Origin of the sequence: Burkholderia pseudomultivorans (genome assembly GCF_902499075.1) — a bacterium.
Lineage (GTDB): Bacteria > Pseudomonadota > Gammaproteobacteria > Burkholderiales > Burkholderiaceae > Burkholderia > Burkholderia pseudomultivorans.
Genome location: NZ_CABVPP010000067.1, coordinates 1 through 24808, shown reverse-complemented (window position 1 = coordinate 24808; position 24808 = coordinate 1). Strand labels below are relative to the sequence as shown.

Below are 24808 nucleotides of genomic sequence, written 5' to 3'. Positions count from 1 at the left end.
CAAGTCATGGAGCAGATGGATTGTGTAGTGATCGGCGCCGGCGTCGTCGGTCTCGCGATTGCGCGCGAACTGGCCGCGCGCGGACGTGAAACGATCGTGCTCGAAGCGGCCGATGCGATCGGCACCGGCACGAGTTCGCGCAACAGCGAGGTGATCCATGCGGGGCTCTACTATCCGCGCGGCTCGCTGAAGGCGACCTCGTGCGTGCACGGGCGCGACCTGCTGTACGCCTTCTGCGAAACGCATCATGTGCCGCACCGGCGCGTCGGCAAGCTGCTCGTCGCGACGACGCCCGCGCAGGTGAAGCAGCTGAAGGCGATCGCCGCGCGCGCCGAGGAAAACGGCGTGCTCGACCTGCTGCCGCTCACGCGCATCGAGGCGCAGGCGCTCGAGCCCGCGCTCGAATGCGTGGAGGCGCTGTTCTCGCCGTCCACCGGCATCGTCGACAGCCATCAGCTGATGCTCGCGCTGCTCGGCGACGCGGAGCGCGACGGCGCCGTCTGCGCGCTGCAAGCGCCGGTCGAGTCGATCGACGTGCTGCGCGGCGGCCGCTTCGTCGTGCACACCGGCGGCGCCGCGCCCGCCGAGATCGAGGCCGCGTGCGTGATCAATAGCGCCGGTCTCGGCGCGCAGGCGCTCGCGCGCCGCACGCGCGGTCTCGATCCGCACTGGGTGCCGCCGCTCTATCTTGCGCGCGGTAATTATTTCAGCCTGACCGGTCGCGCACCGTTCTCGCATCTCGTCTATCCGATGCCCGACCGCGCGGGGCTCGGCGTGCACCTGACGCTCGACCTCGCGGGACAGGCGCGTTTCGGCCCGGACGTCGAATGGTGCGATTCGCTGCGCTACGCAGTCGACCCGGCGCGCGCCCGCGCGTTCTACGCGTCGATCCGCGCGTACTGGCCGGCGCTGCCCGACGATGCGCTGCAACCCGCATACTCGGGGATCCGGCCGAAGCTCGCGGGGCCCGGCGAGCCGCCGGCCGACTTCGTCGTGCAGGGCGCCGCGCAGCACGGCGTGCGCGGGCTCGTGAACCTGTTCGGCATCGAGTCGCCGGGACTCACCGCGTCGCTCGCGCTCGCGCAGCGCGTCGGCGAGATGACCGCGTACGGCTGAGCCCGCCGCAGCGGGGCGGTTCGAGCGGGCTCGGGCCGGCCGTGTCGAATTCATTATTTCCGGCATTTCGGGGCGCACGTTTCATCGCTGGGCGGTTATGCTGTAGCAGCTGTCGCCAGAACAGCTTTCAAACCGATAACGTTGGAGCGAGTCCCCATGAAAACATCCCGTCGGAGTTTCCTGATTTCGAGCGTCGGCGTCGTGTCCGCGCTGGCGCTGTCGCGCGAAGCGCTGGCCGATGCACCGATGCTGTCGGAAAGCGATCCGACCGCGACGGCGCTCGGCTACAAGGCCGACGCCACCAAGGTCGACAAGGCGAAGTATCCGAAATACGCGGCAGGCCAGGATTGCGCGGCCTGCATGCTGTACCAGGGCAAGAAGGGTTCGGCATCGGGCCCGTGCGGCGCATTCCCCGGCAAGCAGGTGTCGGCGAAGGGCTGGTGCAGCGCATTCTCGAAGATGGGCTGACGCCCGTGCGGCATCGTGCGGTGCCGCAATGTCGCGAAAACCGCAAAACGCCTGCCGTCGAAAGACGGCGGGCGTTTTTATTGCTTGAAAACGGTTCCGTCGCTTTCTACACTCGCTGCAAACCGATGCGCCGCGGCAACGCGTGCGCCGAGCCGTCCGACACGGCGAATTCACGAGGACGAGGCACGCATGGCGACGATTGCGAACTCAACGAAGACGGTCCGGCCCGAGCGTGCGCTGAACCGGCGCGTGGTGGCGGCCGCGGTGATCGGCAACGCGCTCGAATGGTACGACTTCACGGTGTTCAGCTTCATGGTGGTCGTGATCGCCGAGCTGTTCTTCCCGACCTCCAGCGAATACGCGTCGCTGCTGCTCACCACCGCGACGTTCGGCGTCGCGTTCTTCATGCGCCCGATCGGCGGCATCGTGCTCGGGCTGTACGCGGATCGCGCGGGCCGCAAGGCCGCGCTGTCGCTCGTGATCCTGCTGATGACGGCCGGCATCTTCCTGCTCGCGGTTGCGCCGCCGTATGCGGCGATCGGCATCGGCGGCCCGCTGCTGATCGTGTTCGGCCGCCTGCTGCAGGGCTTCTCCGCGGGCGGCGAGTTCGGCAGCGCGACCGCGCTGCTGATCGAGGCCGCGCCGTTCTCGAAGCGCGGCTTCTACGGCAGCTGGCAGATGGCGAGCCAGGCGGCCGCGCTGCTGGCCGGCGCGCTGGTCGGCGCGGCCGTCACGCGCGGGCTGTCGCACGACGCGCTGCGCGCCTGGGGCTGGCGCGTGCCGTTCATCATCGGGCTCGTGATCGGGCCGATCGGCTTCTATATCCGCCGCCATCTCGCGGATTCCGAAGCATTCCTGCATGCGCGGCAGAACGCGCGTCGCGCGACGCTCGGCGAAGTGTTCGCGCGCCACTCGCGCGAGGTGATGTGCGGGCTCGGCTCGGTGATCGCGCTGACGGTGACGGTCTACGTGCTGATCAGCTACCTGCCGACCTTCGCGGTGAAGCAGCTGAAGCTGCCGTATGCGGACTCGTTCTCCGCGGTGATCATCGGCAATCTGCTGCTCACCGTGCTGTCGCCGGTCGCGGGCGCATGGTCGGACCGCATCGGCCGCAAGGGGTTGTCGCTGTGGTCGCTGGTGCTGACGCTCGCACTGATCTATCCGCTGTTCGCGTGGCTCGACGCCGCGCCGAGCGTCGGCCGGCTGATCGCGGTGCAGGCCGTGCTGTCGGTGACGCTCGCGGGCTACTACGGCCCGTTCGGCGCGATGATCGCCGAGCTGTTTCCGGCCAACGTGCGCTCGACCGGGCTGTCGATCGCATACAACGTCGCGGTGATGCTGTTCGGCGGCTTCGGCCAGTTCATCGTCACGTGGCTGATCAAGGTCACGGGCACGCCGCTCGCGCCGACCTATTACGTGATGGCGGGACTCGCGCTGTCGATCGTTGCGGTCGCGTTCGTGCCCGCGCGCAGTGCCGATCTCGACGCGCCGGCGTGACGCTGACGCACATCGTGTCGCGACATGCAAGGTTTCGCGGCATGCAATGACGTAGCGCAAAAACTGCAAGAAACGCGTGAGGCTGCGGCAAGACGCGGTGTCGCGTGTTCGTGTTCGCGGCCGAAATGTTTAGTTGTCGAAGGAAACATGTGCGCGATGAACGGAACCGTCGCTCGCGCGCGTTCTCGCATTTTTCGCAGCGGCAAAACATCCGCAAAAACCCGTGCCGATGCGTCTGGAAGAGTTTTTTCTCCAGCTTGTTGCAAAATCGTTTGCTCAAGTAATATCCGCGTACGCCGGACCCCCGAGGGACCGGTTCCGATCTGGAGACCTGGAGGAAACATGGAATACAACCGTCTGTTGCACACCCTGCGTGTTACCGCCATTGCAGGCGTGGCAGCGGCATCGCTCGGCATCGCGGGCTCTGCATTCGCACAGATCCCGAACAAGACGCTCGTCTACTGCTCAGAAGGCAGCCCGGCGGGTTTCGATTCCGCGCAATTCACGACCGGCGTCGATTTCACCGCCGCCACGTTCACCGTCTACAACCGTCTCGTCGAGTTCGAGCGCGGCGGCACCAAGGTCGAGCCCGGCCTCGCCGAAAAGTGGGACGTGTCGCCGGACGGCAAGGTCTACACCTTCCATCTGCGCCACGGCGTGAAGTTCCACACGACCGACTTCTTCAAGCCGACCCGCGAATTCAACGCGGACGACGTCGTGTTCACGTTCCAGCGCATGCTCGACCCGAACAACGCGTTCCGCAAGGCATACCCGGTGTCGTTCCCGTACTTCACCGACATGGGCCTCGACAAGCTGATCACGAAGGTCGAGAAGGTCGATCCGTACACCGTGAAGTTCACGCTCGCGGAGCCGAACGCGCCGTTCATCCAGAACATGGCGATGGAATTCGCGTCGATTCTGTCGGCCGAATACGCGGACCAGCTGATGAAGGCCGGCAAGGCCGCCGACATCAACCAGAAGCCGGTCGGCACGGGCCCGTTCATCTTCCGCAGCTACACGAAGGATGCGACGATCCGTTTCGACGGCAATCCTGACTATTGGAAGAAGGGCGAAGTGAAGATCTCGAAGCTGATCTTCTCGATCACGCCCGACCCGGGCGTGCGCGTGCAGAAGATCAAGCGCAACGAGTGCCAGGTGATGAGCTATCCGCGTCCGGCCGACATCGCGACGCTGAAGGCCGACTCGAACATCGACATGCCGTCGCAGCCGGGCTTCAACCTCGGCTACCTCGCGTACAACGTCGAGCACAAGCCGGTCGACAAGCTCGAGGTGCGTCAGGCGCTCGACATGGCGATCAACAAGAAGGCGATCCTCGAATCCGTGTATCAGGGTGCGGGCCAGGCCGCGACCGCGCCGATGCCGCCGACCCAATGGTCGTACGACAAGAACCTGAAGATGGCCGCGTACGACACCGCGAAGGCGAAGGCGCTGCTCGCGAAGGCCGGTTATCCGAACGGCTTCGACATCACGCTGTGGGCGATGCCCGTGCAGCGCGCGTACAACCCGAACGCACGCCTGATGGCCGAGATGATCCAGGCCGACTGGGCGAAGATCGGCGTGAAGGCGAAGATCGTCACGTACGAGTGGGGCGAGTACATCAAGCGCGCGCACACCGGCGAGCAGGACACGATGCTGATCGGCTGGACGGGCGACAACGGCGACCCCGACAACTGGCTCGGCACGCTGCTCGGCTGCGAGGCGATCAAGGGCAACAACTTCTCGCACTGGTGCTACAAGCCGTTCGACGAGCTGATCCAGAAGGGGCGCACGACGACGGGCCAGGATGCGCGCACCAAGCTCTACACGCAGGCGCAGCAGATCTTCGCGCAGCAGTTGCCGTTCTCGCCGATCGCGAACTCGACGGTCTACCAGCCGGTGCGCAAGAACATCGTCGACATGCGCATCGAGCCGCTCGGCTATGCGCGCTTCGACGGTGTCAGCGTGAAGTAACCGGGCTGGCGTAAGCTGTCGTCGTTGAGAAGACCGGCTTGACATCATCCGGCGGCGGGAGGCCAAAAGCTTCCCGTCGCCGGTCGCACATTTCCCACAAGAAAAGACGAGACGCATCATGCTCCGATTCGTGTTGCGCCGCGTGGGCATGGTGATTCCGACCTTCATCGGCATCACCATTCTCGCGTTCGCGCTGATTCACCTGATACCGGGCGACCCCATCGAAGTGATGATGGGCGAGCGCGGCGTCGATCCTGCGATGCACGCGGAGGCGATGAAACGCCTCGGGCTCGACCAGCCGCTGCCCGTGCAGTATCTCCACTACATCGGCCGTGCACTGCACGGCGACCTCGGCACGTCGATCATCACCAACACGAGCGTCGCGGGCGAGTTCTTCGCGCGCTTTCCGGCGACCGTCGAGCTGTCGCTGTGCGCGCTCGTGTTCGCGCTCGCGGTCGGGCTGCCGGCCGGCGTGATCGCCGCGCTGCGGCGCGGCTCGATCGTCGACCACGGCGTGATGGGCACCGCGCTCACCGGCTACTCGATGCCGATCTTCTGGTGGGGGCTGATCCTCATCATGGTGTTTTCGTCGTACCTCGGCTGGACGCCCGTGTCGGGGCGCATCGCGGTCGAATACGACTTCCCGCATCCGACCGGCTTCATGCTGATCGACGCGCTGCTCGCACCGGACGAAGGCTCGTTCAAGTCGGCGGTCAGCCACCTGATCCTGCCCGCGATCGTGCTCGGCACGATTCCGCTCGCGGTGATCGCGCGGATGACGCGCTCATCGATGCTCGAAGTGCTCCGCGAGGACTACATTCGCACCGCGCGCGCGAAGGGTTTGTCGCCGGCGCGCGTGGTGGTCGTGCATGCGCTGCGCAACGCGCTGATTCCGGTCGTCACCGTGATCGGCCTGCAGATCGGCACGCTGCTCGCGGGCGCGGTGCTGACCGAGACGCTGTTTTCGTGGCCCGGCGTCGGCAAGTGGCTGATCGATGCGATCGGCCGCCGCGACTATCCGGTCGTCCAGGGCGGCATCCTGCTGATCGCGACGCTCGTGATCGTCGTGAACCTGGTCGTCGACCTGCTGTACGGCGTGCTGAATCCGCGCATCCGCCACACGAGGTAATGCCATGAGCAATCTGCAAAATACCCTGCCGACCGAATCCGCGCCGGCCGGCGGCCGCGCGCTCGCGCTGCGCGAATTCTGGGCCAACTTCTCGCGCAACCGCGGCGCGGTCGGCGCGGGCATCGTCGTGCTCGCGCTGATCCTGGTCGCGCTGCTCGCGCCGGTGCTCGCGCCGCACAGCCCGGTCGAGCAATACCGCGACTTCGTGAAGATCCCGCCCGCGTGGCTCGAAGGCGGCAACTGGAAGTTCATCCTCGGCACCGACGAAGCGGGCCGCGACATCCTTTCGCGGCTGATGTTCGGCGCGCGCATGTCGTTCTGGATCGGCTTCGTGTCGGTCGTGCTCGCGCTGATCCCCGGCATCGTGCTCGGGCTGGTCGCCGCGTTCTTCCAGAAGTGGGCCGACACGCCGGTGATGCGCATCATGGACGTGCTGCTCGCGCTGCCGTCGCTGCTGCTCGCGGTCGCGGTCGTCGCGATCATCGGCCCGGGCCTGACCAACACGATGTTCGCGATCGCGATCGTCGCGCTGCCGGCCTATGTGCGCCTCACGCGCGCGTCGGCGCTCGGCGAGCTTCAGAAGGAGTACGTGACGGCGTCGCGCGTCGCCGGCGCCGGCACGCTGCGGCTGATGTTCTCGCAGGTGCTGCCGAACTGCACGGCGCCGCTGATCGTACAGGCGACGCTCGGCTTCTCGTCGGCGATCCTCGACGCGGCCGCGCTCGGCTTCCTCGGCCTCGGCGTGCAGCCGCCGACCGCCGAGTGGGGCGCGATGCTCGCGTCCGCGCGCGACTACATCGACAACGCATGGTGGATCGTGACGATGCCTGGCCTGTCGATCCTGATTTCGGTGCTCGCGATCAACCTGCTCGGCGACGGGCTGCGCGATGCGCTCGATCCCAAACTGAAACGGATGGCCTGAGCATGAACCAAGATCTTCTGACCATCCGCAATCTCGCGGTGAACTTCAACGGCCTGCCCGCGGTCGACCGGATCAACCTGTCGATCGCGCCGGGCGAGGTGGTGGGCGTCGTCGGCGAATCGGGCTCGGGCAAGAGCGTGACGATGATGGCGCTGATGGGCCTGATCGATGCGCCGGGCAAGGTGACGGCCGACGAGGTCCGGTTCGACGGCGTCGATCTGCTGAAGGCGTCGCCGAAGGCGCGCCGCAAGATCGTCGGCAAGGACATCGCGATGGTGTTCCAGGACGCGCTGACGAGCCTGAATCCGAGCTACACGGTCGGCTACCAGATCAAGGAGGTGCTGAAGCTGCACGAAGGCCTGCGCGGCGACGCGCTGCACCGGCGCGCGCTCGAACTGCTCGACCAGGTCGGCATTCCCGATGCGAAGAACCGCATCGCGTCGTTTCCGCACCAGATGTCGGGCGGGATGAACCAGCGCGTGATGATCGCGATGGCCGTCGCGTGCAACCCGAAGCTGCTGATCGCCGACGAGCCGACCACCGCGCTCGACGTGACGATCCAGGCGCAGATCATGGATCTGCTGGTGAAGCTGCAGAAGGAGCGCGGGATGGCGCTCGTGCTGATCTCGCACGATCTCGCGGTGGTGTCCGAGGTCGCGCAGCGCGTCGCGGTGATGTACGCGGGCGAGATCATCGAGACCAATCGCGTGCCCGACATCTTCCGCGCGCCGCATCATCCGTACACGGAAGCGCTGCTCGCGGCGATTCCCGAGCACAATAAGGGGGCGCGTCGCCTTGCCGCATTGCCGGGCATGGTGCCGGGCCGCGATGATCGCCCGTCCGGGTGCCTGTTCGCGCCGCGCTGCAAGTACGTCGTCGACGACTGCCGCAAGGCGCGCCCGGCGCTCGACGCGCTGGCGGCCGGCAACGACGCGATGCGCGCGCGCTGCATCAAGCCGCTCAATCTGACCAACCTCGACCTGACGGGAGGCGCACGATGAATGCAGTCCACGAAACGCGTGCCACGCCGCACGACGAGGACGTCCTGGTGGCCGACGGGCTTGCGAAGCACTACACGGTGAAGCGCGGGATGTTCGGGCAGGGCACGGTGAAGGCGCTCAACGGCGTGTCGTTCTCGCTGAAGCGCGGCAGGACGCTCGCCGTCGTCGGCGAGTCGGGCTGCGGAAAGTCGACGCTCGCGCGCCAACTGACGATGATCGAGACGCCGACCGCAGGCAGCCTGACGATCGACGGCAAGAACGTGGCCGGCGCGAGCCGCGACACGGTCGCCCGGCTGCGCCGCCAGGTGCAGATGGTGTTCCAGAACCCGTTCGCGTCGTTGAACCCGCGCAAGACCGTCGAGCAGACGCTCGCCGAGCCGCTCGAGATCAACGCGAACCTGACGGCCGCCGAGCGCGCGCAGCGCATCGCGCAGATCATGCGCACGGTCGGGCTGCGGCCCGAGCATGCGAAGCGCTATCCGCACATGTTCTCCGGCGGCCAGCGGCAGCGCGTCGCGATCGCGCGCGCGATGATCCTCGACCCGCGCATCGTCGTCGCCGACGAGCCGGTGTCCGCGCTCGACGTGTCGATCCAGGCGCAGATCCTGAACCTGTTCATGGATCTGCAGGAGCAGTTCAAGACCAGCTACGTGTTCATCTCGCACAACCTGTCGGTGGTCGAGCACGTCGCGGACGACGTGATGGTGATGTACTTCGGCAGCGTCGCCGAGCTTGGCGACAAGGCGACCATCTACGCGCATCCGCGTCATCCGTACACGCGCGCGCTGATGTCGGCGACGCCGGCGATCTTCGAGGAAGACCGTCGCGTGCAGATCAAGCTGCAGGGCGAGCTGCCGTCGCCGCTCAATCCGCCGTCGGGCTGCGCGTTTCACCAGCGCTGCCCGTACGCGGTCGAGCGCTGCCGGGTCGAGGAACCGCAGCTGCGCGATGTCGACGGACGCCGCGTGGCCTGCCATCGCGCCGAGGAGGTGGGGGAGGCGAATGCCTGAACGGTTGGCGGCGCGCGCGTCGGCGGTGCGCCGTTCGGGAGCCGGCAGCGCGCGGATGATGCGCGCCTGCCGCTGCGCGCGGCGCTGGAGCGTGCGCACCGTGACGGGCGCGGCGCTGGCCGGCGCTTGCCTGGCGGCCGGCATCAGCGTACCCGTCGAGGCCGCGCGCGCCGAAGGGCGCGCGCCGGCCACCTCGCCGATCCATCCGTCGCAGGTGCCGCCGCCCGGCATGAGCCTGCCGGGCTTCCACGTGCCGCCGTCCGGGTCGAACGGCACGGTCGCGCGCGGCGCGGTACGCGTGCAGCCCGCGCGCATGCCGTTCTACGTCGCGACGCGCGGCAAGGTCACGCTGTACGTGCTCGGCACGCTGCATACGGGCGACCCGTCCGACTATCCGCCCGCGCAGCCGTTCCGGCCGCGCATCCTCGCGGCGCTCGCCGCGTCGCCGACGCTCGCGCTCGAACTGTCGCCCGACGATCTGCTCGAATCGCAGGACGACGTGTCGAAGTACGGCGTGTGCCGTTACGCGTGCCTGCCGCGCCTGCTGCCCGAACCGCTGTGGCAGCGGCTCGCGGCGCGCCTGCGCGGCAACCCGGCCGCGCTCGCCGAGATCCGCAAGATGCGGCCGTGGCTCGCGTCGCTCGTCGTCGAGACCTACGATTCGCTGTCGGCCGGCCTGCAGACCGAGTACGGCACCGAGGCGCAGCTGCAGAACGTGTTCCTGAAGAAGAAGGGCGGCCGCGTGATCGGGCTCGAGACGCTGGCCGAGCAGATGCGCGCGTTCACCGGGCTGACGCTTGCCGAGCAGCGCGAGATGCTCGCGCAGGACATGGTGCAGACGCCGGTGCAGAACGCCGACGACATCAAGTCGCTGCACCGACTGTGGCGAATTGGCGACGCCGATGCGATCTCCGCATGGGCGGTCGCGAAGAGCGAACGGCTCGCGCGTTCGAAGGCGCTGTCGGCGTCGATCGACAACAAGATCCTGTACGACCGCAACCGGCGTTTTGTTGCACGAATGACGGCAATCGCGGCGCCGAACCGGCCGCTGTTCGTCGCGATCGGCGCGCTGCATCTGGGCGGCCCGCGCGGCGTGCTCGAATTGTTGCGTCAACAAGGTTACAGCGTCGACGCGAACTGATCGCGACCGGCGCGTTCGCGCCGATCCTCCCCTGTTCGATTGACGGCTTGCGCACTGTGTGAGGCGCCTGCACGGCCATGCAGGCCGATAAGGAAAACCCTCGAATCGTCAGAAAATAGCGTTTAAAACGATTGACATCCCGATCGGCGAATCTCTATTCTTCACCCCACAAGTTGAAAAAATGAAAAGAATAGAAAAAGTTCTACGGGGTAGCAGAAATAAAGCGCGGGGTTAGCGTTGCCGGCACGTGGTTCGCGTGCCGGCCGCGGAGTGTCTGCATGCACGGCGGGGCCAGCCATCGTCGGATAACAACAAGCATGCAGGCCGACTTGCAGATAAGCAACGTTCCGTCGTCCAACCGGGGGATGCAGTGATCGGGCGGCGGCGGACGTCTTTTAATCCGGAGATTTTTCCGGTCACCGTCGACAGACGGTTTCGGGGGACGCATCGACAGACGGCGAAGTCCGCAGCGATTGCGTCAACGGAAAAGCGCTACGAGGGCGCTTTTTTCTTTTGTGCGGCCGATTCGCGATGCGCGCGATTTACACGCCTTCGTCGGTCTGCAACGCTCCCGGCGCCGCCACCTCCACCCCCGCCTTTTCCAGCGCGTCCCGAATCCTTCGCGCGAACGCGAGCGCATGCGGTCCGTCGCCGTGCAGGCAAACTGTCTGCGCATTGAGCGGCACCCATTCGCCGCTCACCGCGCGCACCTGCCGGTCGCGCACCATGTCCAGCGTGCGCGCGAGCACCGCGTCCTCGTCGTCGATCAGTGCGCCGGGCTGGCTGCGCGGCACCAGCGAGCCGTCCGCGCGATAGCCGCGATCGGCGAACACTTCCTCCACCGCGGCGAGCCCCGCATTGCGCGCGGCCGCGACGAACACGCTGTTCGCGAGCCCGAACACCGCGAGCGACGGATCGAAGTCGTGGATCGCCGACACGACCGCGTCGGCGATCATCGGGTCGCGCGCGGCCTGGTTGTACAGCGCGCCGTGCGGCTTCACGTGCGCGATGCGCCCGCCCTCGGCCTGCGCGATCGCCGACAGCGCGCCGAGCTGGTACAGCACGCCCGCGTAGATGTCGCCGGCCGGCAGCTGCATTTCCTTGCGGCCGAAATTCTCCGGATCGTGGAAGCTCGGGTGCGCGCCGATCGACACGCCCTTCTGCACGGCCCAGCGCACGCAGTCTCGCATTGCGTTGGCGCCGCCTGCATGCCAGCCGCATGCGATGTTCGCCGACGTGACGAGGTCGAGCAGCGCCTCGTCCGATCCGCATCCTTCGCCGAGATCGGCGTTCAGATCGATTTCCATGGTGTTCCTCATCCACTGATTGCGTGGCGCGCCGCCTGGATGCGGCGCAAGTCCTGCACCGTCCATTGTCACGCCGCTTGCGATTGCGTGCGGCGGCGCGCTTCCTCGCGCATCTCGATCGCGACGTCGATCTGCCGCAGATAGGCGCGTTCCGCGGCGAGCGCGGCGCGCGCGGCGTCGGGCGTCGTGCGCACGAAGCGGATCGGCAGGTTGAGCCGCGCCTGGGCGAGCTTCCACAGGTCCGCGCGGATCACCGAGCCGATCTTCGGATAACCGCCGGTCGTCTGCGCGTCGTGCATCAGCACGATCGGCTGGCCGTTCGGCGGCACCTGGATCGTGCCGGGCAGCACCGCGTGCGACAGCAGCTCGGCCGGCCGCTCGCGCACGAGCTCGACGCCCGCGAGACGATAGCCCATCCGGTTGCTGTTCGCGGTGACGAGCCATTCCTCATCCCAGAACGCCTGCTGCGAATCGGCCGAGAACGACGCGTAGTCGGGGCCCGGCAGCACGCGCACGGGCATCGCCCACGGCGCATGCGCGGGACGGTGGCGGCGCGGCGGCTCGTCGACGCGCACGAACGCGCACCACGCCGGCGCCTTCACGCCGAATTCGGGTGCGTCGGGTGCGAGGCACCCGATGCCGGCCGGCGGCACACCGACCGGAAGACGATCGCCGTCGCGCAGCGCGCGGCCGCCGAGGCCGCCGAAGCGCGACGCGAGATCGGTGCTGCGCGAGCCGAGCATCGGCAGCACGTCGATGCCGCCCGCGATGCACAGATAGCCGCGCATGCCGCGCTTCGCGGCCGGCAGCACGAGCGTCTGGCCGGCGTCGACCGGCAGGCTCCACCACGAATACACGGGCTTGCCGTCGAGCGTCGCGCCGAACTCGGTGCCGGTGATCGCGATGCGCGTCGCGCGCGTGAAGCGGAACGTGGCGGGGCCGAACGTGATCTCGACGGCCGCCGCGTCCGGGCGGTTGCCGACGAGCCGGTTGCCGACCTCGAGCGCGAGGCCGTCGAGCGCGCCGCCCTGCGCGACGCCGAGATGGCGCGCGCCGCGGCGCCCGAGATCCTGCACTGTCGACAGCGGGCCGGCCCGCACCACCTCGATGGTGCCCGGCGCTTTGCTCTGGCTCATGTCGCGTCGACTCCCGCAATGGTGAAGCGCACCCGGTCGCCGGGCAGCAGCAGCGTCGGCGGCTGCCGCGTCGGGTCGAACAGCACGTGCGACGTGCGGCCGATCAATTGCCAGCCGCCGGGCGACGTGGTCGGGTAGAGGCCCGTCTGCGCGCCGCCGATGCCGACCGAGCCGGCCGGCACCTCCAGCCGTGGCGCCGCGCGGCGCGGCGTATGCAGCGCCGCGTCGAGGCCGCCGAGATACGCGAAGCCCGGCTGGAAGCCGACGAAGAACACCACGTATTCGCCGGCCGCATGCCGCGCGACGACCTCGTCGGCCGACAGCCCCGTATGCGCGGCGACGGCCGCGAGGTCCGGGCCGTTCGCCCCGCCGTATACGACCGGGATCTCGACGTCGCGGCCGTCCGCATGCTCGACGTCGGCCGTCTGCCATGCGTCGTGCAGCAGCGGCGTCAGCGACTCGGCGGTGGTGGCGAGCGCATCGAACACGATCGTCAGGTTGTTCATGCCCGGCACCACGTCGACGACGTCGGGCCACGCGCGCGCGGCCTCGGCGACGGCCCAGACGCGGCGCTGGCAGTCGAGCGTGGCGGGCGGCGGCACTTCGCACACGAGGGCGGTGTCGCCGAGCGGATAGATGCGGGGTTGCGTCATCGGACTGGCACGGTTCGGACGGCAATGTTAGCGTACATTGTCAACAAGATATCGATAACTTCCCAATAAGCGTTTTTGCCTAGCTCGCGCGCCGCCGCGGTGGCGTACACTCGGCACACCCTGACATCCCGCTTGCGCCGCCTGTCCATGAAGCGTCATCCGACCAAGATCGTGTCGTCCGAACACCTCGTTTCCGATTCGAGCGCGGAGCTGTCGGAGCTCGAATACGGGCTCATCATGGCCGGCAATGCGTTCAACCGCTGGATGGTGCGCTGCATGTCGGCGGCGGGCGCGAAGGACATGACGGCGGTCGAGGTGTCGCTGCTGCATCACGTCAGCCATCGCGAACGCAAGAAGAAGCTCGCCGACATCTGCTTCGTGCTCAATATCGAGGATACGCACGTCGCGACCTATGCGCTGAAAAAACTGATTGCCCGCGGCTATGTGAAGAGCGAGAAGAACGGCAAGGAAGTGTTCTTCTTCGCGACCGACGCGGGGCGCGACCTCTGCCTGAAATATCGCGAGGTGCGCGAGCACTGCCTGATCGAGACGCTGAAGGACAGCGGGCTCACCAACGAGCAGATCGGCGACGCGGCGCAGCTGCTGCGCCATGCGTCGGGGCTCTACGACACGGCCGCACGCGCGGCGGCTTCGCTGTAAACGATTGCGCGCGTGCGGCGGCCGGTCGATGCGCGACGGCCGCGGCACGCCGCGCCGCGTCATTCGATGGATGGATAGAGATGGCCGTCCGTGACGACCCAGCGCATCGCGAGATCGTGCGCCTCGGCCGGCAGCGCCTCGACGCGGCACGCTTCGTATGCGATGCCGACCGTCACCGGCAGGGCGTCGCCCGGCCACGCGGCAAGCGTGCGGTCGTAATAGCCGCCGCCGTATCCGAGCCGGTAGCGCTGCGCATCGAATCCCACGCAGGGAATCAGCAATAGGTCGGGCACGACGACGATTCCCGACGCGGGCTCCGGAATCCGGTGATGGCCTTCGCGCATCGGCGTATCCGCATCCCACGCATGGAACGCGAGCGGCGTGTGACGCTCGCCGATCACGGGCAGCGCCGCGCACCGGTCGGCGCCGGCCGCGCACCACGCGAGCACCGCGTCGCGCGCGTCGAATTCGCCCGGCAGCGGCCAGTAGAAGCCGACCGTGCGCGGCGCGAGCCGTTCGAGCAGCGCGCGCAGCCGGGCGTCGAGCGCGGCGTTCGCGGCGGGTTGCGATGCCGCGTCGCGACGCGCGCCGGACAGCGTTTTGCGCAGCGCAACCTTCGGGTTCGGCACAGGGTTGCGTGCTATGCTTTCGCTCACTTCGTGCTCCATTCAAAACGATGTCGAACAGCCTTTTCCGAGTATATCGCGCGGTCGCGCTGGCACTGTCGGCCGCCACGCTCGTCGCGGGCACGGCCGCGTGCGCCGCACCGAACGACGACACGCTCCCCGGGGATGACCAGATCTTCGTACAGCTTCGCGAAGCCGCGCGCCGCAACGACGCCGCGAAGGCCGCGCAGCTCGCCGCGACGATTCCGAACTATCCGGTGCCGTCCTACGTCGAGTATTTCCAGATCAAGCCGCAGTTGTTCGATTCGACGGGCCGCGCACGCGTGGATGCGCCGGACGCGCCCGTGCAGGCGTTCCTGCAGCGCTACGACGGCCAGGCGATCGCCGACCGCATGCGCAACGACTACCTGCTCGTGCTGGGCGCGCGCCACGACTGGCGCAGCTTCGACGACCAGTACAAGCGCTTCGTGCTCGACGACGACACGCAGGTCAAGTGCTATGCGCTCGAATCGCGCGCGGCGCGCGGCGAGAACGTCGCCGACGCGGCGCGTGCGCTGCTCGTCGAGCCGAAGAACTACGGCGACGCATGCGTCGACCTGATCACCGCGCTGACGGTCAACCAGCAGTTCACGAGCGACGACGTGTGGCAGCAGGCGCGTCTCGCGTACGAACAGAACTACACGACGCTCGGCGGCAAGATCGTCGACGCGCTCGGTCCGCGCCCGGTCGCGTTCGACCAGGCGACCAGCGCGCCGCCGCTGTATCTCGCGCGCGGCATCGGCCCCGACGCCGTGTCGCATCAGCTCGCATTGATCGCGATCGGCCGGATGGCGCGCAACGATCCGGACGCTGCGGCGGGGATGCTGACGTCGATCGCCGGGTCGCTGACGAAGCAGGAGCAGGCGATCGCGTGGGGCGCGATCGGCTACCAGGGCGCGATCAAACGCTCGCCGCTGGCGTCGGTCTGGTACGCGAAATCCGCGAATGCGCCGCTGTCGAACCCGGGCTACGAATGGCGCACGCGCGCCGCGCTGCTCGCCGGCAACTGGCCGATGGTGCGCTGGTCGATCGAGCAGATGCCGCCGTCGCTGCGCGACGATCCGGCCTGGATCTATTGGCATGCGCGCGCGCTCAAGCAGAGCGGCGACACGCTGCAGGCGAACCAGGAATTCGAGCAGGTCGCGGGCCAGTTCAACTTCTACGGGCAGCTTGCCGGCGAAGAACTCGGCCAGCGCACGACGATCCCGCCGCGCACGAAGGTCAGCGACGCCGAGATCGACGCGATGAGCAAGATCCCGGGCTTCGCGCTCGCGCAGCGCTTCTACGCGCTGAACCTGCGCCTCGAAGGCAACCGCGAATGGAACTGGCCGCTGCGCGGGATGACCGATCGCCAGCTGCTCGCGGCCGCCGAATACGGCAAGCGCATCGACCTGCTCGACCGCACGGTCAACACGGCCGACCGCACGAAGGCCGAGCACGACTTCACGCTGCGCTATCCGGCGCCGTACCGCAACATCGTCGAGCGTTACGCGCAGTCGACGGGCCTCGACATCGAATGGGCGTACGGGCTGATCCGCCAGGAATCGCGCTTCATCATCAGCGCGCGTTCGTCGGTGGGCGCGGGCGGCCTGATGCAGCTGATGCCGGCCACGGCCCAGATGGTCGCGAAGAAGCTCGGGATGGGCACCATCACGCGCGCGCAGATGCACGACATCGATACCAACATCCAGCTCGGCACCTGGTATCTGGCGGACATCTACAACAACTTCGACAGCTCGCCGGTGCTGGCCACCGCGGGTTACAACGCGGGCCCCGGCCGGCCGCGGCAGTGGCGCCAGGTGTTGACGCAGCCCGTCGAAGGCGCGATCTTCGCGGAGACGATTCCGTTCAACGAGACGCGCGACTACGTGAAGAACGTGCTGTCGAACACCGTCTACTATGCGGCGCTCTTCGAGGGCAAACCGCAGTCGTTGAAGAAACGTCTAGGCATGATCTCGCCCTGATCCACAAACCTTCACACTGCCGCGCGAGACGCGGCAGTGTGCTTTGAGGGACTGTTCACGCCGGTCACGGAGCGGCGAACATGCGCGGCCGGCCGCGCCAGACCTGCGATGCTCGACGCGCGATGCGGGCGGCAACGCCCGTTTCCCTGGCTGCGGCAAGCGCAGGTCCGTGACTGGCGTGAACAGCCCCGGGAGTCCTGAATCATGGATCGCCAGACCATCGCGCTGCTGGGCGGCACCGGCTTCGTCGGCAGCCGGCTCGTCAATGCGCTGATCGATGCCGGCAAGCAGGTGCGGATCGGCACGCGCCGCCGCGAGCACGCACGCCACCTGTCGATGCTGCCGGTCGAGATCGTCGAACTCGACGCGCTCGATGCGCGTACGCTCGCGCGCTTCGTCGCCGGCGCGCACGCGGCCGTCAACCTCGTCGGCGTGCTGCACGGCGGCCGCGGCACGCCGTACGGGCCCGGTTTCGAGCGCGCGCACGTCGCGCTGCCGGCCGCGCTCGCGAGCGCGTGCATCGAGACCGGCGTGCGGCGCGTGCTGCACATGAGCGCGCTCGGCGCCGACTCGCACGGCCCCAGCATGTACCAGCGCTCGAAGGGCGACGGCGAGGCCGCGCTGCATGCGGTCGCGGCGACCGATTCGCTCGCGCTGACGATCTTCCGTCCGTCGGTGCTGTTCGGCCCCGGCGATGCGTTCCTCAATACCTTCGCACGCCTGCAGCGCACGGTGCCCGTGCTGCCGCTCGCGATGCCCGATGCGCGCTTCCAGCCGGTGTTCGTCGGCGACGTGGTGCGCGCGTTCGTCAATACGCTCGATCTCGCGGCGTCGTACGGCAAGACCTACGAGCTCGGCGGCCCGACCGTCTATACGCTCGAACAGCTGGTGCGCTATTGCGGCACGCTGGCCGGCCGGCAGGCACGCATCGTGCGGCTGCCCGACGCGCTCGCGCGGCTGCAGGCGCGCGTGTTCGAGTGCCTGCCCGGCGAGCCGGTGCTCACGCGCGACAATCTCGCGACGATGTCGGTGCCGAACGAGATGTCGGGGCCGCTCGCGCCGGAACTCGGGATCTCGCCCGCGAGTCTCGAAAGCATCGCGCCCGCGTATCTCGGCGACGCCGCGCAGCGGTCCCGGTTCGACTGGTTCCGCTCGCGCCGCTAGGCGCCGTCGCCGCGCGTGCCGTTTCGTTTATTTCTCCCCGCATTTTCGGAAGACCGTCATGAAACTCGTCATTGGAGACAAGAATTACTCGTCGTGGTCGATGCGGCCGTGGCTGCTGCTCGTGCATTTCGGGATCCCGTTCGACGAGATCGCGATCGAGCTGCGCCGCGACGACACGAGCGCGCGCATCCGCGAATACTCGCCGTCCGGCAAGGTGCCGTGCCTGATCGACGATCACGGCGCGACGATCTGGGATTCGCTCGCGATCGCCGAGACGCTCGCCGAGCGTTATCCGCATCATCCGATGTGGCCGGCCGACCCGCAGGCGCGCGCCCAGGCGCGCAGCATCGCGGCCGAGATGCATGCGGGCTTCGCGGCGCTGCGCACGCAGATGGGGATGAACGTGCGCGCGTCGATGCCGGGGCGCGGCGCGACGCCCGAAGCGCTCGCCGACGTCGCGCGCATCGACGCACTGTGGAGCGCGTGCATCGAGGCGTCGGGCGGCCCGTTCCTGTTCGGCGAATTCGGGATCGTCGACGCGATGTATGCGCCGGTCGTGATGCGCTTCAACACGTATGAACCGGCGCTGTCGCCGGAAGCGGCCGGCTATGCGGCGCGCGTGACCGCGCTGCCGGCCGTGCAGCAGTGGATCGACGCCGCGCGGCGCGAGACCACCGTGATTGCCGAATACGAGCCGACACGATGAACATCTACGCAGTGGGCGGCGCGATCCGCGACGAATTGCTCGGCGTGCCGGTGCAGGACCGCGACTACGTGGTGGTCGGCGCGACGCCCGAGCAAATGATTGCGCAGGGTTTCCGGCCGGTCGGCAAGGATTTCCCGGTGTTCCTGCATCCCGACACGCAGGAGGAATACGCGCTCGCGCGCACCGAACGCAAGACGGCGGCCGGCTATCACGGCTTCCAGTTCCACTACGCGCCCGACGTGACGCTCGACGAGGATCTCGCGCGGCGCGACCTGACGATCAATGCGATGGCGCGCGAGCTGAGCCCCGACGGCACGCTGGTCGGCCCGGTGATCGATCCGTACGACGGACAGGCCGACCTGCGGGCGCGCGTGTTCCGGCACGTGAGCGACGCGTTCGTCGAGGATCCGGTGCGGATCCTGCGGATCGCACGTTTTGCCGCGCGCTTCGCGGACTTCACGGTCGCCGACGAGACGCTCGCGCTGATGCGCCGGATGGTCGACGCGGGCGAGGTCGACGCGCTCGTGCCGGAGCGCGTGTGGCAGGAACTTGCGCGCGGGCTGATGGAGGCGAAGCCGTCGCGGATGTTCGCGGTGCTGCGCGACTGCGGCGCGCTCGCGCGCATCCTGCCCGAGGTCGACGGCCTGTGGGGCGTGCCGCAGCGCGCCGACTACCATCCGGAAGTCGACACGGGCGTGCACGTGATGATGGTCGTCGACTATGCGGCGAAGCAGGGCTATTCGCTGCCGGTGCGCTTCGCGGCGCTCACGCACGATCTCGGCAAGGCGACCACGCCGGCCGACGTGCTGCCGCGCCACGTCGGCCACGAAGGACGCAGCGTCGACCTGCTGAAGCCGCTGTGCGAGCGGCTGCGCGTGCCGAACGAATGTCGCGACCTCGCGATCGTCGTCGCGCGCGAGCACGGCAACCTGCATCGCGTGATGGAGATGGGCGCGGCGGCGCTGGTGCGGTTTTTCGAGCGCACCGACGCGCTGCGCAAGCCCGCGCGCTTCGCGGAAATGCTGCAGGCATGCGAGGCCGACGCGCGCGGGCGGCTCGGGCTCGACGCGCAGCCGTATCCGCAGGCCGAGCGGCTGCGCGTTGCGCTCGCGGCCGCGCGCAGCGTCGATGCGGGTGCGATCGCGCGCGGGATCGGCAACGATGCGGTGAAGATCAAGGACGCCGTGCATCGCGCGCGGATCCAGGCCGTCGCGCAGGCGCTCGAGATCGGCGAGTAGCGGGGGGGCGCGCTTGCGTGGGCGAGCAAGGTCGGGCGGTGTGGCTCGCGTGCCTGCATGCTTGCGTGGGCGGTCGGGGCAGGATTCCGGCGCAGTGCCATTTCGGCACATGAATCATGTCGTCGATGGGCGGCAAAGGCCGCCCGCCGTCATTGCTTCGTACGCGCGGCTGGCTTGCGGCTCGTCGCGGCAGCCGCAGGGCGCTTGCCCGCGGGCGCCGCGGTAGCGGTCCTTGCTGATGCACCAGCCGGCTTCGCGGCATCCGCCGCGCGCCCGCCGCGCTTCGGCTCGGGCTGACGGCGGCTCACCCGCGGTTCGCCCGGGATCGCCCGCGCCTCGCGCCCGGGCTGCCGGATTTCCATCGTCGCGGATACGAATTCGGCCTGGCCGTCGTCGAACAGCGGCAGCGTGCCGACCACGATCAGCTCGGCAGGCCCGTCGCCGACGTTGGCGACGCGGTGCCGCTTGCGCGCGTCGAAGTGGAGCGAGTCGCCGGCCGACAGCGGATAGTCCTTCTTGCCGACCGTGTAGCAGATCCGCCCGTCCAGCACGTAGACGAATTCGTCGCCGCCGTGCGCGACCCATTCCGAACGGTAGCCTTCCATCATCTGCACTTTCACCGCATTGATCTGGCTGCCGTCGAAGGTGGTCGACAGCCGCTCGTACCACTGCGACGTGCGGTCGACCGCGTACGATTCGCGGCGGCCCTGGTGCGAATCGGGCTGCGCCTGGCGCGGCTGGTCGATCAGCGCGCCGAGCGGCACGTTCAGCGCCTTCGCGACGTTGACGAGCGACGAGATGGAGATGCCGGTGAGGTGGCGTTCGACCTGGGACAGGAACCCGACCGACAGCTTCGCCTCGGTCGCGACTTCCAGCAGCGTTTTCTTCGCTTCCCGGCGCAGGCGGCGAATGCGCTGGCCGATACGCATGATGTCTGAATCCATGAATCTCTTTCGTGGCAACGAGCCGGAAGGCGGGAGGGCGGTGCAGCGCCCGGGCGTCGGTTTTCCGCGAATCGCACGAAGCACGACCGTCTGAACGACGATGCCGGCGCATTGTACCGCGCAGCGTCGTGACGGCGTGTCCGCGCAGCAGGCGGGCGCCGCAGTCCGGAATTTTAGTGACACAAAAATTTTGGCTTGACCTCAATTCCGACGTCCTCTAGATTGCTGTCGCACCGTGCAAAAATTTTAGTGAGACAAAAATCCGGGGCCGCGTTTGCGATGCGGCTCGCCGGGTGACGGCCCGGCGTCGTGCTGCCGCGTCGGCTGTCTCGACGCGCCACGCCGCATGCGAAGGCCGCGGCCGTGCGTGGGCACGCCGACACGCGAACGCGCACATCGCCCTGCGCGCGCCGACAAAACAACGACCCCACAGGCATCCGATGATCGATCGACTGAAATACAGTTTCTCCGGCCTTCCCCCGTACGATGCCTGCGTCGCCGACACGCAGGCCGGGCTGTCGCGACTGCTCGACACGCTGCGGCTCGATGCGGCGATCGTCACGTCGCAGGACGAGTTCGTCACCGAGTACCTGCCGCGTCGCAACAACCCGCGCTATGCGGTGTCGGGCTTCGACGGCTCGGCCGGCTGCGGGATCTTTCTCGCCGAAGCGGCGGCGCGCGCGCTCGGCGTGCCGCCGTTCGTGCTGTTCGTCGACGGCCGCTATCACCTGCAGGCCGAACGGCAGTGCGATCCGGCGCGCGTGCGCGTCGAGAAGCTCGGTCTGAACGTTTCGATGTGGCCGGCGCTGGCCGACTGGCTCGTCGCGCGGGCCGACCTGATCAAGCGCATCGGCTACGACGGCTGGCGGCTCAGCGTCGCGCAGCGCGACCGGCTGCTCGACAGTACGCGGGCGGCGCAGCTCGACTGGACGAGTCTTGCCGGCCGCGAAATCGATCGCGCGGTCGCGCTGCCGGGCTGGGTCGTCGAGCGGCCGATCTTCGCGCTGCCGGAAGCGATGACCGGCACGAGCGTCGCGCACAACATCGCGACGCTGAACCGGCGGCTGGCCGCGCAGGCGGACGTGGCCGCAGCGGCGACCGACGGTGGGACCGATGGCGCGACCGCGTTCGTCACCTGCGCATCGGACGATCTCGGCCATCTGCTGAACAGCCGCGGCTATCACATCCCGAATGCGTCGTCGCACCTCGGCTACCTGTTCGTGATCGGCGAGCAGGTCGCGCTGTTCCTGCCGGAGGGCTGCGACCGCTGTCCGGTCGAACTCGCGTCGTATCCGGCGCTGCAGGTGATCCGGCGCGACTTCGACGCGCTCGCGCGTTTTCTCGCGCAGTTCGCGGTCGGGCGCGTGTGCTACGGCTTCGAATCGGTCAACTGCGCGCTCGTCGACACGGTGCGGCGCGTGTGGCCGCACGCGCCGCATGCCGATTGCAACCCGGTCGAGGCGATGCGCGCGGCCAAGACGCCGGCCGCGCTCGACCGGTTTCGCGATGCGTTCGCGCGCAGCTCGGCGGCGATCGCCGAGACGATGCGCTGGGCGAAGGCGGGCGAGCCCGGCCTGCGGCATTCCGAATACGATCTGGCGCGCGCGATCAGCGATGCGTACGGCGCACGCGGCGCGGTGGCGCTGACGTTTCCGTCGGTCGCGGCGAACGGCGCGAACAGCGCGTCCGCGCATTACACGGCGGCCAGCGCCGAGGTCGAGCTGGGCGAAGGCGAACTCGTGCTGCTCGACAGCGGCGCATACTACGAAGCCGGCTTCGCGACGGACTGCACGCGCGTCGTACTGCGCCGCACGCGCGCGGAAACGGTCGCGCAGCCGTGGCAGCGCGAGATCTACACGGTCGCGCTGAAGGCCTGCATCAAGGGGCTCGTCACGCACTTCCCGAAGGACGCGACGGGCGCCGACGTCGACGCGGCGGTGCGGCAGGTGTGCCGCGACCACGGTCACGATTTCGGGCACGGCACCGGACACGGCGTCGGGATCCACGTGCACGAAGGCGGCGTGCGGTTCGCGCCGGGCGCGCGGTACGGGCTGGTGCCGAATGCGGTGGTCTCGGTCGAGCCGGGCATCTACCTGCCGGGCAAGGGCGGCGTGCGGATCGAGAACATCGTGATCATCCGCCCGAGCGAGCAGGACGCCGACAAGGTCCGTTTCGAGAACATCGTCTCGGTCGGCTACGACTGGGATCTGATCGACGTCGATCTGCTGACCGACGACGAGCGCGACTACCTGCGCGATTACGAGCGACTGTGCGTCGAGCGCGGCACGCAGGTGACCGCGTGTCCGCTGCTGTAAGCGGGTGCGTTTGCCGGCGAAGGCGGGCCCGGGCGGGACGCGGCGGCTGGGCCGCACGCCCGCGCAGGCCGTGCGGACGGCATAGGTGAAACGGGCGGGTAAAGGGACAGCGTGTGGAGAAAGCGGACGCGAACGGCGGCGTGCCGCGCCGGTCGTCAGCGCATCAGCGCCGACACGCGGCCGTCGGGCCCGTAGACGCCGGCCGGCGCGGGCGCCGAGCGCAGCACCGCGAGCGCGCGCTCGTTGTAGTCCATCCGGATCCGGATCAGCATCCCGTTGTTCGCGTTGGCCCGGCGCGCCCGTTCGGCGGCCTGCTGCAGCAGCTGCCAGCGGCCGGCGAGACGCGCATCGCGCTCGGCGGCCTGGTCCATCCCTTTCTTGCCGCCCGCGAAGCCGAGCGCCGACAACTGCGCATCGCGCGTGCGCTCGAGCTGCGCGAGCCGGTCGAGCAGCGCGCTTTTCTTCTCGACGATGCCGGGCAGCATCGCGAGCGGCTCGGCCGTCGTCAGCGCCTTTTCCTCATACGCAAGCAGCGACGCGAACGCTTCGACCGTCGCGTGTTCGTCGTTGACCGTGGCCAGCAGCTCTTCTCTCATTGCGTGATGCTCGTCGCGCCGGCGCGCGTCTGATGCACGCGCACCGGCAAACCGGGGGACCGGCGCGAGCCGGCTCAGTTGCCCTGCGGGCGCTGCTGTTGCAGCAGTTCGCGGGCGGTATTCAGCACGCCGTCGGCGATCCGGTTCGGATCGATCGTCAGCGTGCCGTTGTTCAGTGCGTCCTTGATCGACTGGACGAGCGCCGTGTCGATGTCCGCGTCGCCGGATGCCGACTGCGCGCGCAGCTGGCCGGACAGACCGGACAGGTTCACGGTCGCGTCGCCGCCGGCCGATCCTGCATTGGCCGTCTGCGCAGCCGTCGACGAGGCCGCGCCGGCTTGCGGGCGGGCCGCGCCGTTGCCGCTGCTGGCCGGTGCGACGGGGCTCGGGTTCGGAGTGGAATCGATTTTCACGATGGGGTTCCTGTACGGTTTGACCCAGATAACGGCAGGTCCGGGCCGAACTTTAGCACCGTGTCTTCAAAATTCTCCGAATAAACAATCTTTTACACTCTTACAGCGGGATCTCCACGGTCCCCGCGTCCTTGACGATCGCGGTCACGATCTGGCCCGCCGCCATCCTGACCCGCACCGACTGGCCGGGCGCCGCATTCGCGAGCGCGCTGCCCTCGGCCGAGATCGTGAAGCCGGGGCCGGCCGCGACGACGCGCACCGTCTGCCCGGCCGACACCGACGCCGCGCTCTTCAGCATGTCCTGGCGCAGCGGCAGCCCGGCCGCGATGCGCGCGAGCGCGGTCGCGCCGATCGCCTGCGCGGGATCGGTAATCACGGCCAGCGGCAGCACCGTCAGGTCGCCGTCGCGCGCGACCAGATCGGCGGCGCTCAGCGGCTCGCCGGGCGCGATCTGCCGCGCGGCGACATAGTAGGTGGCCTGCACCGCGACTTTTGCCTGCAGATAGACGGTCCACGGCCGCTCGCCCGCGCAGCGCACGCCGACCGTCGTGCGGCCCCACAGGCGCGCGCCGGTCGGCAGGAACGGCTCGAGCGTCGTGCAGGCGGCTAGCCCGCGCGGAAACGCGGGCGCGACGGTCGCGGTGGTCTTGCCGGGCAGGCCGGCGATCTGCTGCTGCAGGAACGCGAGCGCCGCGCGGCGGATCGTGTCGGGATCCTGCTGGGCCGGTGCGGTGGCGGGTTGCGCGGCGACGGCGGTTGGCGCGGCAGCGGCCGGCACGCCGGCTGCGGCCG

General features: G+C 68.5%; 23 protein-coding genes. 15 read left to right on the top strand and 8 right to left on the bottom strand.

The genetic code is table 11. The annotated features are described in order from the left end of the window. Positions 1–6 precede the first annotated feature (6 nt). From BST28156_RS29800 to BST28156_RS29760, 9 genes are all read left to right on the top strand, one after another. Positions 7–1116: an NAD(P)/FAD-dependent oxidoreductase gene (locus BST28156_RS29800; protein WP_174904095.1), complete on the top strand. Its 1110-nt coding sequence runs from the start codon at positions 7–9 to the stop codon at positions 1114–1116. A 156-nt stretch (positions 1117–1272) separates the two neighbouring features. Next, positions 1273–1584: a high-potential iron-sulfur protein gene (locus BST28156_RS29795; RefSeq protein ID WP_009692637.1), complete on the top strand. Its 312-nt coding sequence runs from the start codon at positions 1273–1275 to the stop codon at positions 1582–1584. Positions 1585–1773: 189 nt separating this feature from the next. Further along, the gene (locus tag BST28156_RS29790) at positions 1774–3081 is read left to right on the top strand and encodes an MFS transporter (protein ID WP_174904094.1); all 1308 of its coding nucleotides are present in this window, start codon (positions 1774–1776) and stop codon (positions 3079–3081) included. Positions 3082–3423: 342 nt separating this feature from the next. Further along, on the top strand, positions 3424–5052 hold the full coding sequence (locus BST28156_RS29785; protein ID WP_060244169.1) for an ABC transporter substrate-binding protein: 1629 nt from the start codon (positions 3424–3426) through the stop codon (positions 5050–5052). A gap of 118 nt (positions 5053–5170) precedes the next feature. After that, positions 5171–6181 (top strand): ABC transporter permease subunit, encoded by a 1011-nt coding sequence (locus tag BST28156_RS29780; protein WP_060244167.1) that lies wholly within the window; start codon positions 5171–5173, stop codon positions 6179–6181. A gap of 4 nt (positions 6182–6185) precedes the next feature. Further along, positions 6186–7103: an ABC transporter permease subunit gene (locus BST28156_RS29775; protein ID WP_174904093.1), complete on the top strand. Its 918-nt coding sequence runs from the start codon at positions 6186–6188 to the stop codon at positions 7101–7103. Between the two features lie 2 nt (positions 7104–7105). Then, positions 7106–8104: an ABC transporter ATP-binding protein gene (locus tag BST28156_RS29770; protein ID WP_060244162.1), complete on the top strand. Its 999-nt coding sequence runs from the start codon at positions 7106–7108 to the stop codon at positions 8102–8104. After that, positions 8101–9114 carry a peptide ABC transporter ATP-binding protein gene (locus tag BST28156_RS29765; protein ID WP_060244160.1) on the top strand — a complete coding sequence of 338 codons (1014 nt, stop codon included), beginning with the start codon at positions 8101–8103 and terminating at the stop codon, positions 9112–9114. Before BST28156_RS29770 ends, BST28156_RS29765 begins: the two co-directional genes overlap by 4 nt. Then, positions 9107–10255, top strand: a complete 1149-nt coding sequence (locus BST28156_RS29760) for a TraB/GumN family protein (protein WP_174904092.1) — start codon at positions 9107–9109, stop codon at positions 10253–10255. The genes BST28156_RS29765 and BST28156_RS29760 overlap by 8 nt, the downstream gene beginning before the upstream one ends. Positions 10256–10797: 542 nt before the next feature. On the opposite strand, the gene pxpA is transcribed toward BST28156_RS29760, so the two are convergent. From pxpA to pxpB, 3 genes are all read right to left on the bottom strand, one after another. Further along, entirely contained in the window at positions 10798–11562 is a 765-nt protein-coding gene (gene pxpA, locus BST28156_RS29755) for a 5-oxoprolinase subunit PxpA (protein WP_174904091.1), read from the bottom strand. Positions 11563–11630: 68 nt separating this feature from the next. After that, entirely contained in the window at positions 11631–12698 is a 1068-nt protein-coding gene (locus BST28156_RS29750) for a 5-oxoprolinase subunit C family protein (RefSeq protein WP_174904090.1), read from the bottom strand. Further along, a complete protein-coding gene (gene pxpB, locus BST28156_RS29745) occupies positions 12695–13351 on the bottom strand; it encodes a 5-oxoprolinase subunit PxpB (RefSeq protein ID WP_060244148.1) in 657 nt (218 codons plus the stop codon). The genes BST28156_RS29750 and pxpB overlap by 4 nt, the downstream gene beginning before the upstream one ends. Before the next feature lie 147 nt (positions 13352–13498). Here pxpB and BST28156_RS29740 point away from each other — a divergent pair, with 147 nt between their 5' ends. Further along, the gene (locus tag BST28156_RS29740) at positions 13499–14011 is read left to right on the top strand and encodes a winged helix DNA-binding protein (RefSeq protein ID WP_060244146.1); all 513 of its coding nucleotides are present in this window, start codon (positions 13499–13501) and stop codon (positions 14009–14011) included. A gap of 59 nt (positions 14012–14070) precedes the next feature. Here the strand turns inward: BST28156_RS29740 and BST28156_RS29735 are convergent, their stop codons facing one another. Further along, positions 14071–14679, bottom strand: coding sequence for a 5-formyltetrahydrofolate cyclo-ligase (locus BST28156_RS29735; RefSeq protein WP_060244144.1), 609 nt, complete (start codon positions 14677–14679; stop codon positions 14071–14073). An 8-nt stretch (positions 14680–14687) separates the two neighbouring features. Between BST28156_RS29735 and BST28156_RS29730 the strand changes: the two genes are divergently transcribed. The 4 genes from BST28156_RS29730 to BST28156_RS29715 all read left to right on the top strand — a co-directional run bounded on the left by BST28156_RS29730 (position 14688) and on the right by BST28156_RS29715 (position 19748). After that, entirely contained in the window at positions 14688–16640 is a 1953-nt protein-coding gene (locus BST28156_RS29730) for a lytic transglycosylase domain-containing protein (protein ID WP_174904089.1), read from the top strand. Positions 16641–16844: 204 nt separating this feature from the next. Further along, positions 16845–17804, top strand: a complete 960-nt coding sequence (locus tag BST28156_RS29725) for a complex I NDUFA9 subunit family protein (RefSeq protein ID WP_174904088.1) — start codon at positions 16845–16847, stop codon at positions 17802–17804. 58 nt (positions 17805–17862) lie between these two features. Further along, a complete protein-coding gene (locus BST28156_RS29720) occupies positions 17863–18510 on the top strand; it encodes a glutathione S-transferase family protein (protein ID WP_060244137.1) in 648 nt (215 codons plus the stop codon). Next, a complete protein-coding gene (locus BST28156_RS29715) occupies positions 18507–19748 on the top strand; it encodes a multifunctional CCA addition/repair protein (protein ID WP_174904087.1) in 1242 nt (413 codons plus the stop codon). The genes BST28156_RS29720 and BST28156_RS29715 overlap by 4 nt, the downstream gene beginning before the upstream one ends. A gap of 149 nt (positions 19749–19897) precedes the next feature. On the opposite strand, the gene BST28156_RS29710 is transcribed toward BST28156_RS29715, so the two are convergent. Then, on the bottom strand, positions 19898–20692 hold the full coding sequence (locus BST28156_RS29710; RefSeq protein ID WP_174904086.1) for a helix-turn-helix domain-containing protein: 795 nt from the start codon (positions 20690–20692) through the stop codon (positions 19898–19900). Positions 20693–21132: 440 nt separating this feature from the next. Between BST28156_RS29710 and BST28156_RS29705 the strand changes: the two genes are divergently transcribed. Next, positions 21133–23007 carry a M24 family metallopeptidase gene (locus BST28156_RS29705; protein WP_174904085.1) on the top strand — a complete coding sequence of 625 codons (1875 nt, stop codon included), beginning with the start codon at positions 21133–21135 and terminating at the stop codon, positions 23005–23007. 155 nt (positions 23008–23162) lie between these two features. On the opposite strand, the gene BST28156_RS29700 is transcribed toward BST28156_RS29705, so the two are convergent. From BST28156_RS29700 to flgA, 3 genes are all read right to left on the bottom strand, one after another. Next, positions 23163–23603 carry a flagella synthesis protein FlgN gene (locus BST28156_RS29700; RefSeq protein ID WP_174904084.1) on the bottom strand — a complete coding sequence of 147 codons (441 nt, stop codon included), beginning with the start codon at positions 23601–23603 and terminating at the stop codon, positions 23163–23165. A 74-nt stretch (positions 23604–23677) separates the two neighbouring features. Further along, positions 23678–24016, bottom strand: a complete 339-nt coding sequence (flgM, locus tag BST28156_RS29695) for a flagellar biosynthesis anti-sigma factor FlgM (protein ID WP_060244126.1) — start codon at positions 24014–24016, stop codon at positions 23678–23680. A 100-nt stretch (positions 24017–24116) separates the two neighbouring features. Next, the coding region (gene flgA / locus BST28156_RS29690) for a flagellar basal body P-ring formation chaperone FlgA (RefSeq protein WP_174904083.1) at positions 24117–24808 on the bottom strand (692 nt) is incomplete at its 5' end.

Bases quoted from the DNA above. Each gene is read 5' to 3' on its own strand.
- BST28156_RS29800 (WP_174904095.1), top strand. From the start codon at position 7: ATGGAGCAGATGGATTGTGTAGTGATCGGCGCCGGCGTCGTCGGTCTC.
- BST28156_RS29795 (WP_009692637.1), top strand. From the start codon at position 1,273: ATGAAAACATCCCGTCGGAGTTTCCTGATTTCGAGCGTCGGCGTCGTG.
- BST28156_RS29790 (WP_174904094.1), top strand. From the start codon at position 1,774: ATGGCGACGATTGCGAACTCAACGAAGACGGTCCGGCCCGAGCGTGCG.
- BST28156_RS29785 (WP_060244169.1), top strand. From the start codon at position 3,424: ATGGAATACAACCGTCTGTTGCACACCCTGCGTGTTACCGCCATTGCA.
- BST28156_RS29780 (WP_060244167.1), top strand. From the start codon at position 5,171: ATGCTCCGATTCGTGTTGCGCCGCGTGGGCATGGTGATTCCGACCTTC.
- BST28156_RS29775 (WP_174904093.1), top strand. From the start codon at position 6,186: ATGAGCAATCTGCAAAATACCCTGCCGACCGAATCCGCGCCGGCCGGC.
- BST28156_RS29770 (WP_060244162.1), top strand. From the start codon at position 7,106: ATGAACCAAGATCTTCTGACCATCCGCAATCTCGCGGTGAACTTCAAC.
- BST28156_RS29765 (WP_060244160.1), top strand. From the start codon at position 8,101: ATGAATGCAGTCCACGAAACGCGTGCCACGCCGCACGACGAGGACGTC.
- BST28156_RS29760 (WP_174904092.1), top strand. From the start codon at position 9,107: ATGCCTGAACGGTTGGCGGCGCGCGCGTCGGCGGTGCGCCGTTCGGGA.
- pxpA (WP_174904091.1), bottom strand. From the start codon at position 11,562: ATGGAAATCGATCTGAACGCCGATCTCGGCGAAGGATGCGGATCGGAC.
- BST28156_RS29750 (WP_174904090.1), bottom strand. From the start codon at position 12,698: ATGAGCCAGAGCAAAGCGCCGGGCACCATCGAGGTGGTGCGGGCCGGC.
- pxpB (WP_060244148.1), bottom strand. From the start codon at position 13,351: ATGACGCAACCCCGCATCTATCCGCTCGGCGACACCGCCCTCGTGTGC.
- BST28156_RS29740 (WP_060244146.1), top strand. From the start codon at position 13,499: ATGAAGCGTCATCCGACCAAGATCGTGTCGTCCGAACACCTCGTTTCC.
- BST28156_RS29735 (WP_060244144.1), bottom strand. From the start codon at position 14,679: ATGGAGCACGAAGTGAGCGAAAGCATAGCACGCAACCCTGTGCCGAAC.
- BST28156_RS29730 (WP_174904089.1), top strand. From the start codon at position 14,688: ATGTCGAACAGCCTTTTCCGAGTATATCGCGCGGTCGCGCTGGCACTG.
- BST28156_RS29725 (WP_174904088.1), top strand. From the start codon at position 16,845: ATGGATCGCCAGACCATCGCGCTGCTGGGCGGCACCGGCTTCGTCGGC.
- BST28156_RS29720 (WP_060244137.1), top strand. From the start codon at position 17,863: ATGAAACTCGTCATTGGAGACAAGAATTACTCGTCGTGGTCGATGCGG.
- BST28156_RS29715 (WP_174904087.1), top strand. From the start codon at position 18,507: ATGAACATCTACGCAGTGGGCGGCGCGATCCGCGACGAATTGCTCGGC.
- BST28156_RS29710 (WP_174904086.1), bottom strand. From the start codon at position 20,692: ATGGATTCAGACATCATGCGTATCGGCCAGCGCATTCGCCGCCTGCGC.
- BST28156_RS29705 (WP_174904085.1), top strand. From the start codon at position 21,133: ATGATCGATCGACTGAAATACAGTTTCTCCGGCCTTCCCCCGTACGAT.
- BST28156_RS29700 (WP_174904084.1), bottom strand. From the start codon at position 23,603: ATGAGAGAAGAGCTGCTGGCCACGGTCAACGACGAACACGCGACGGTC.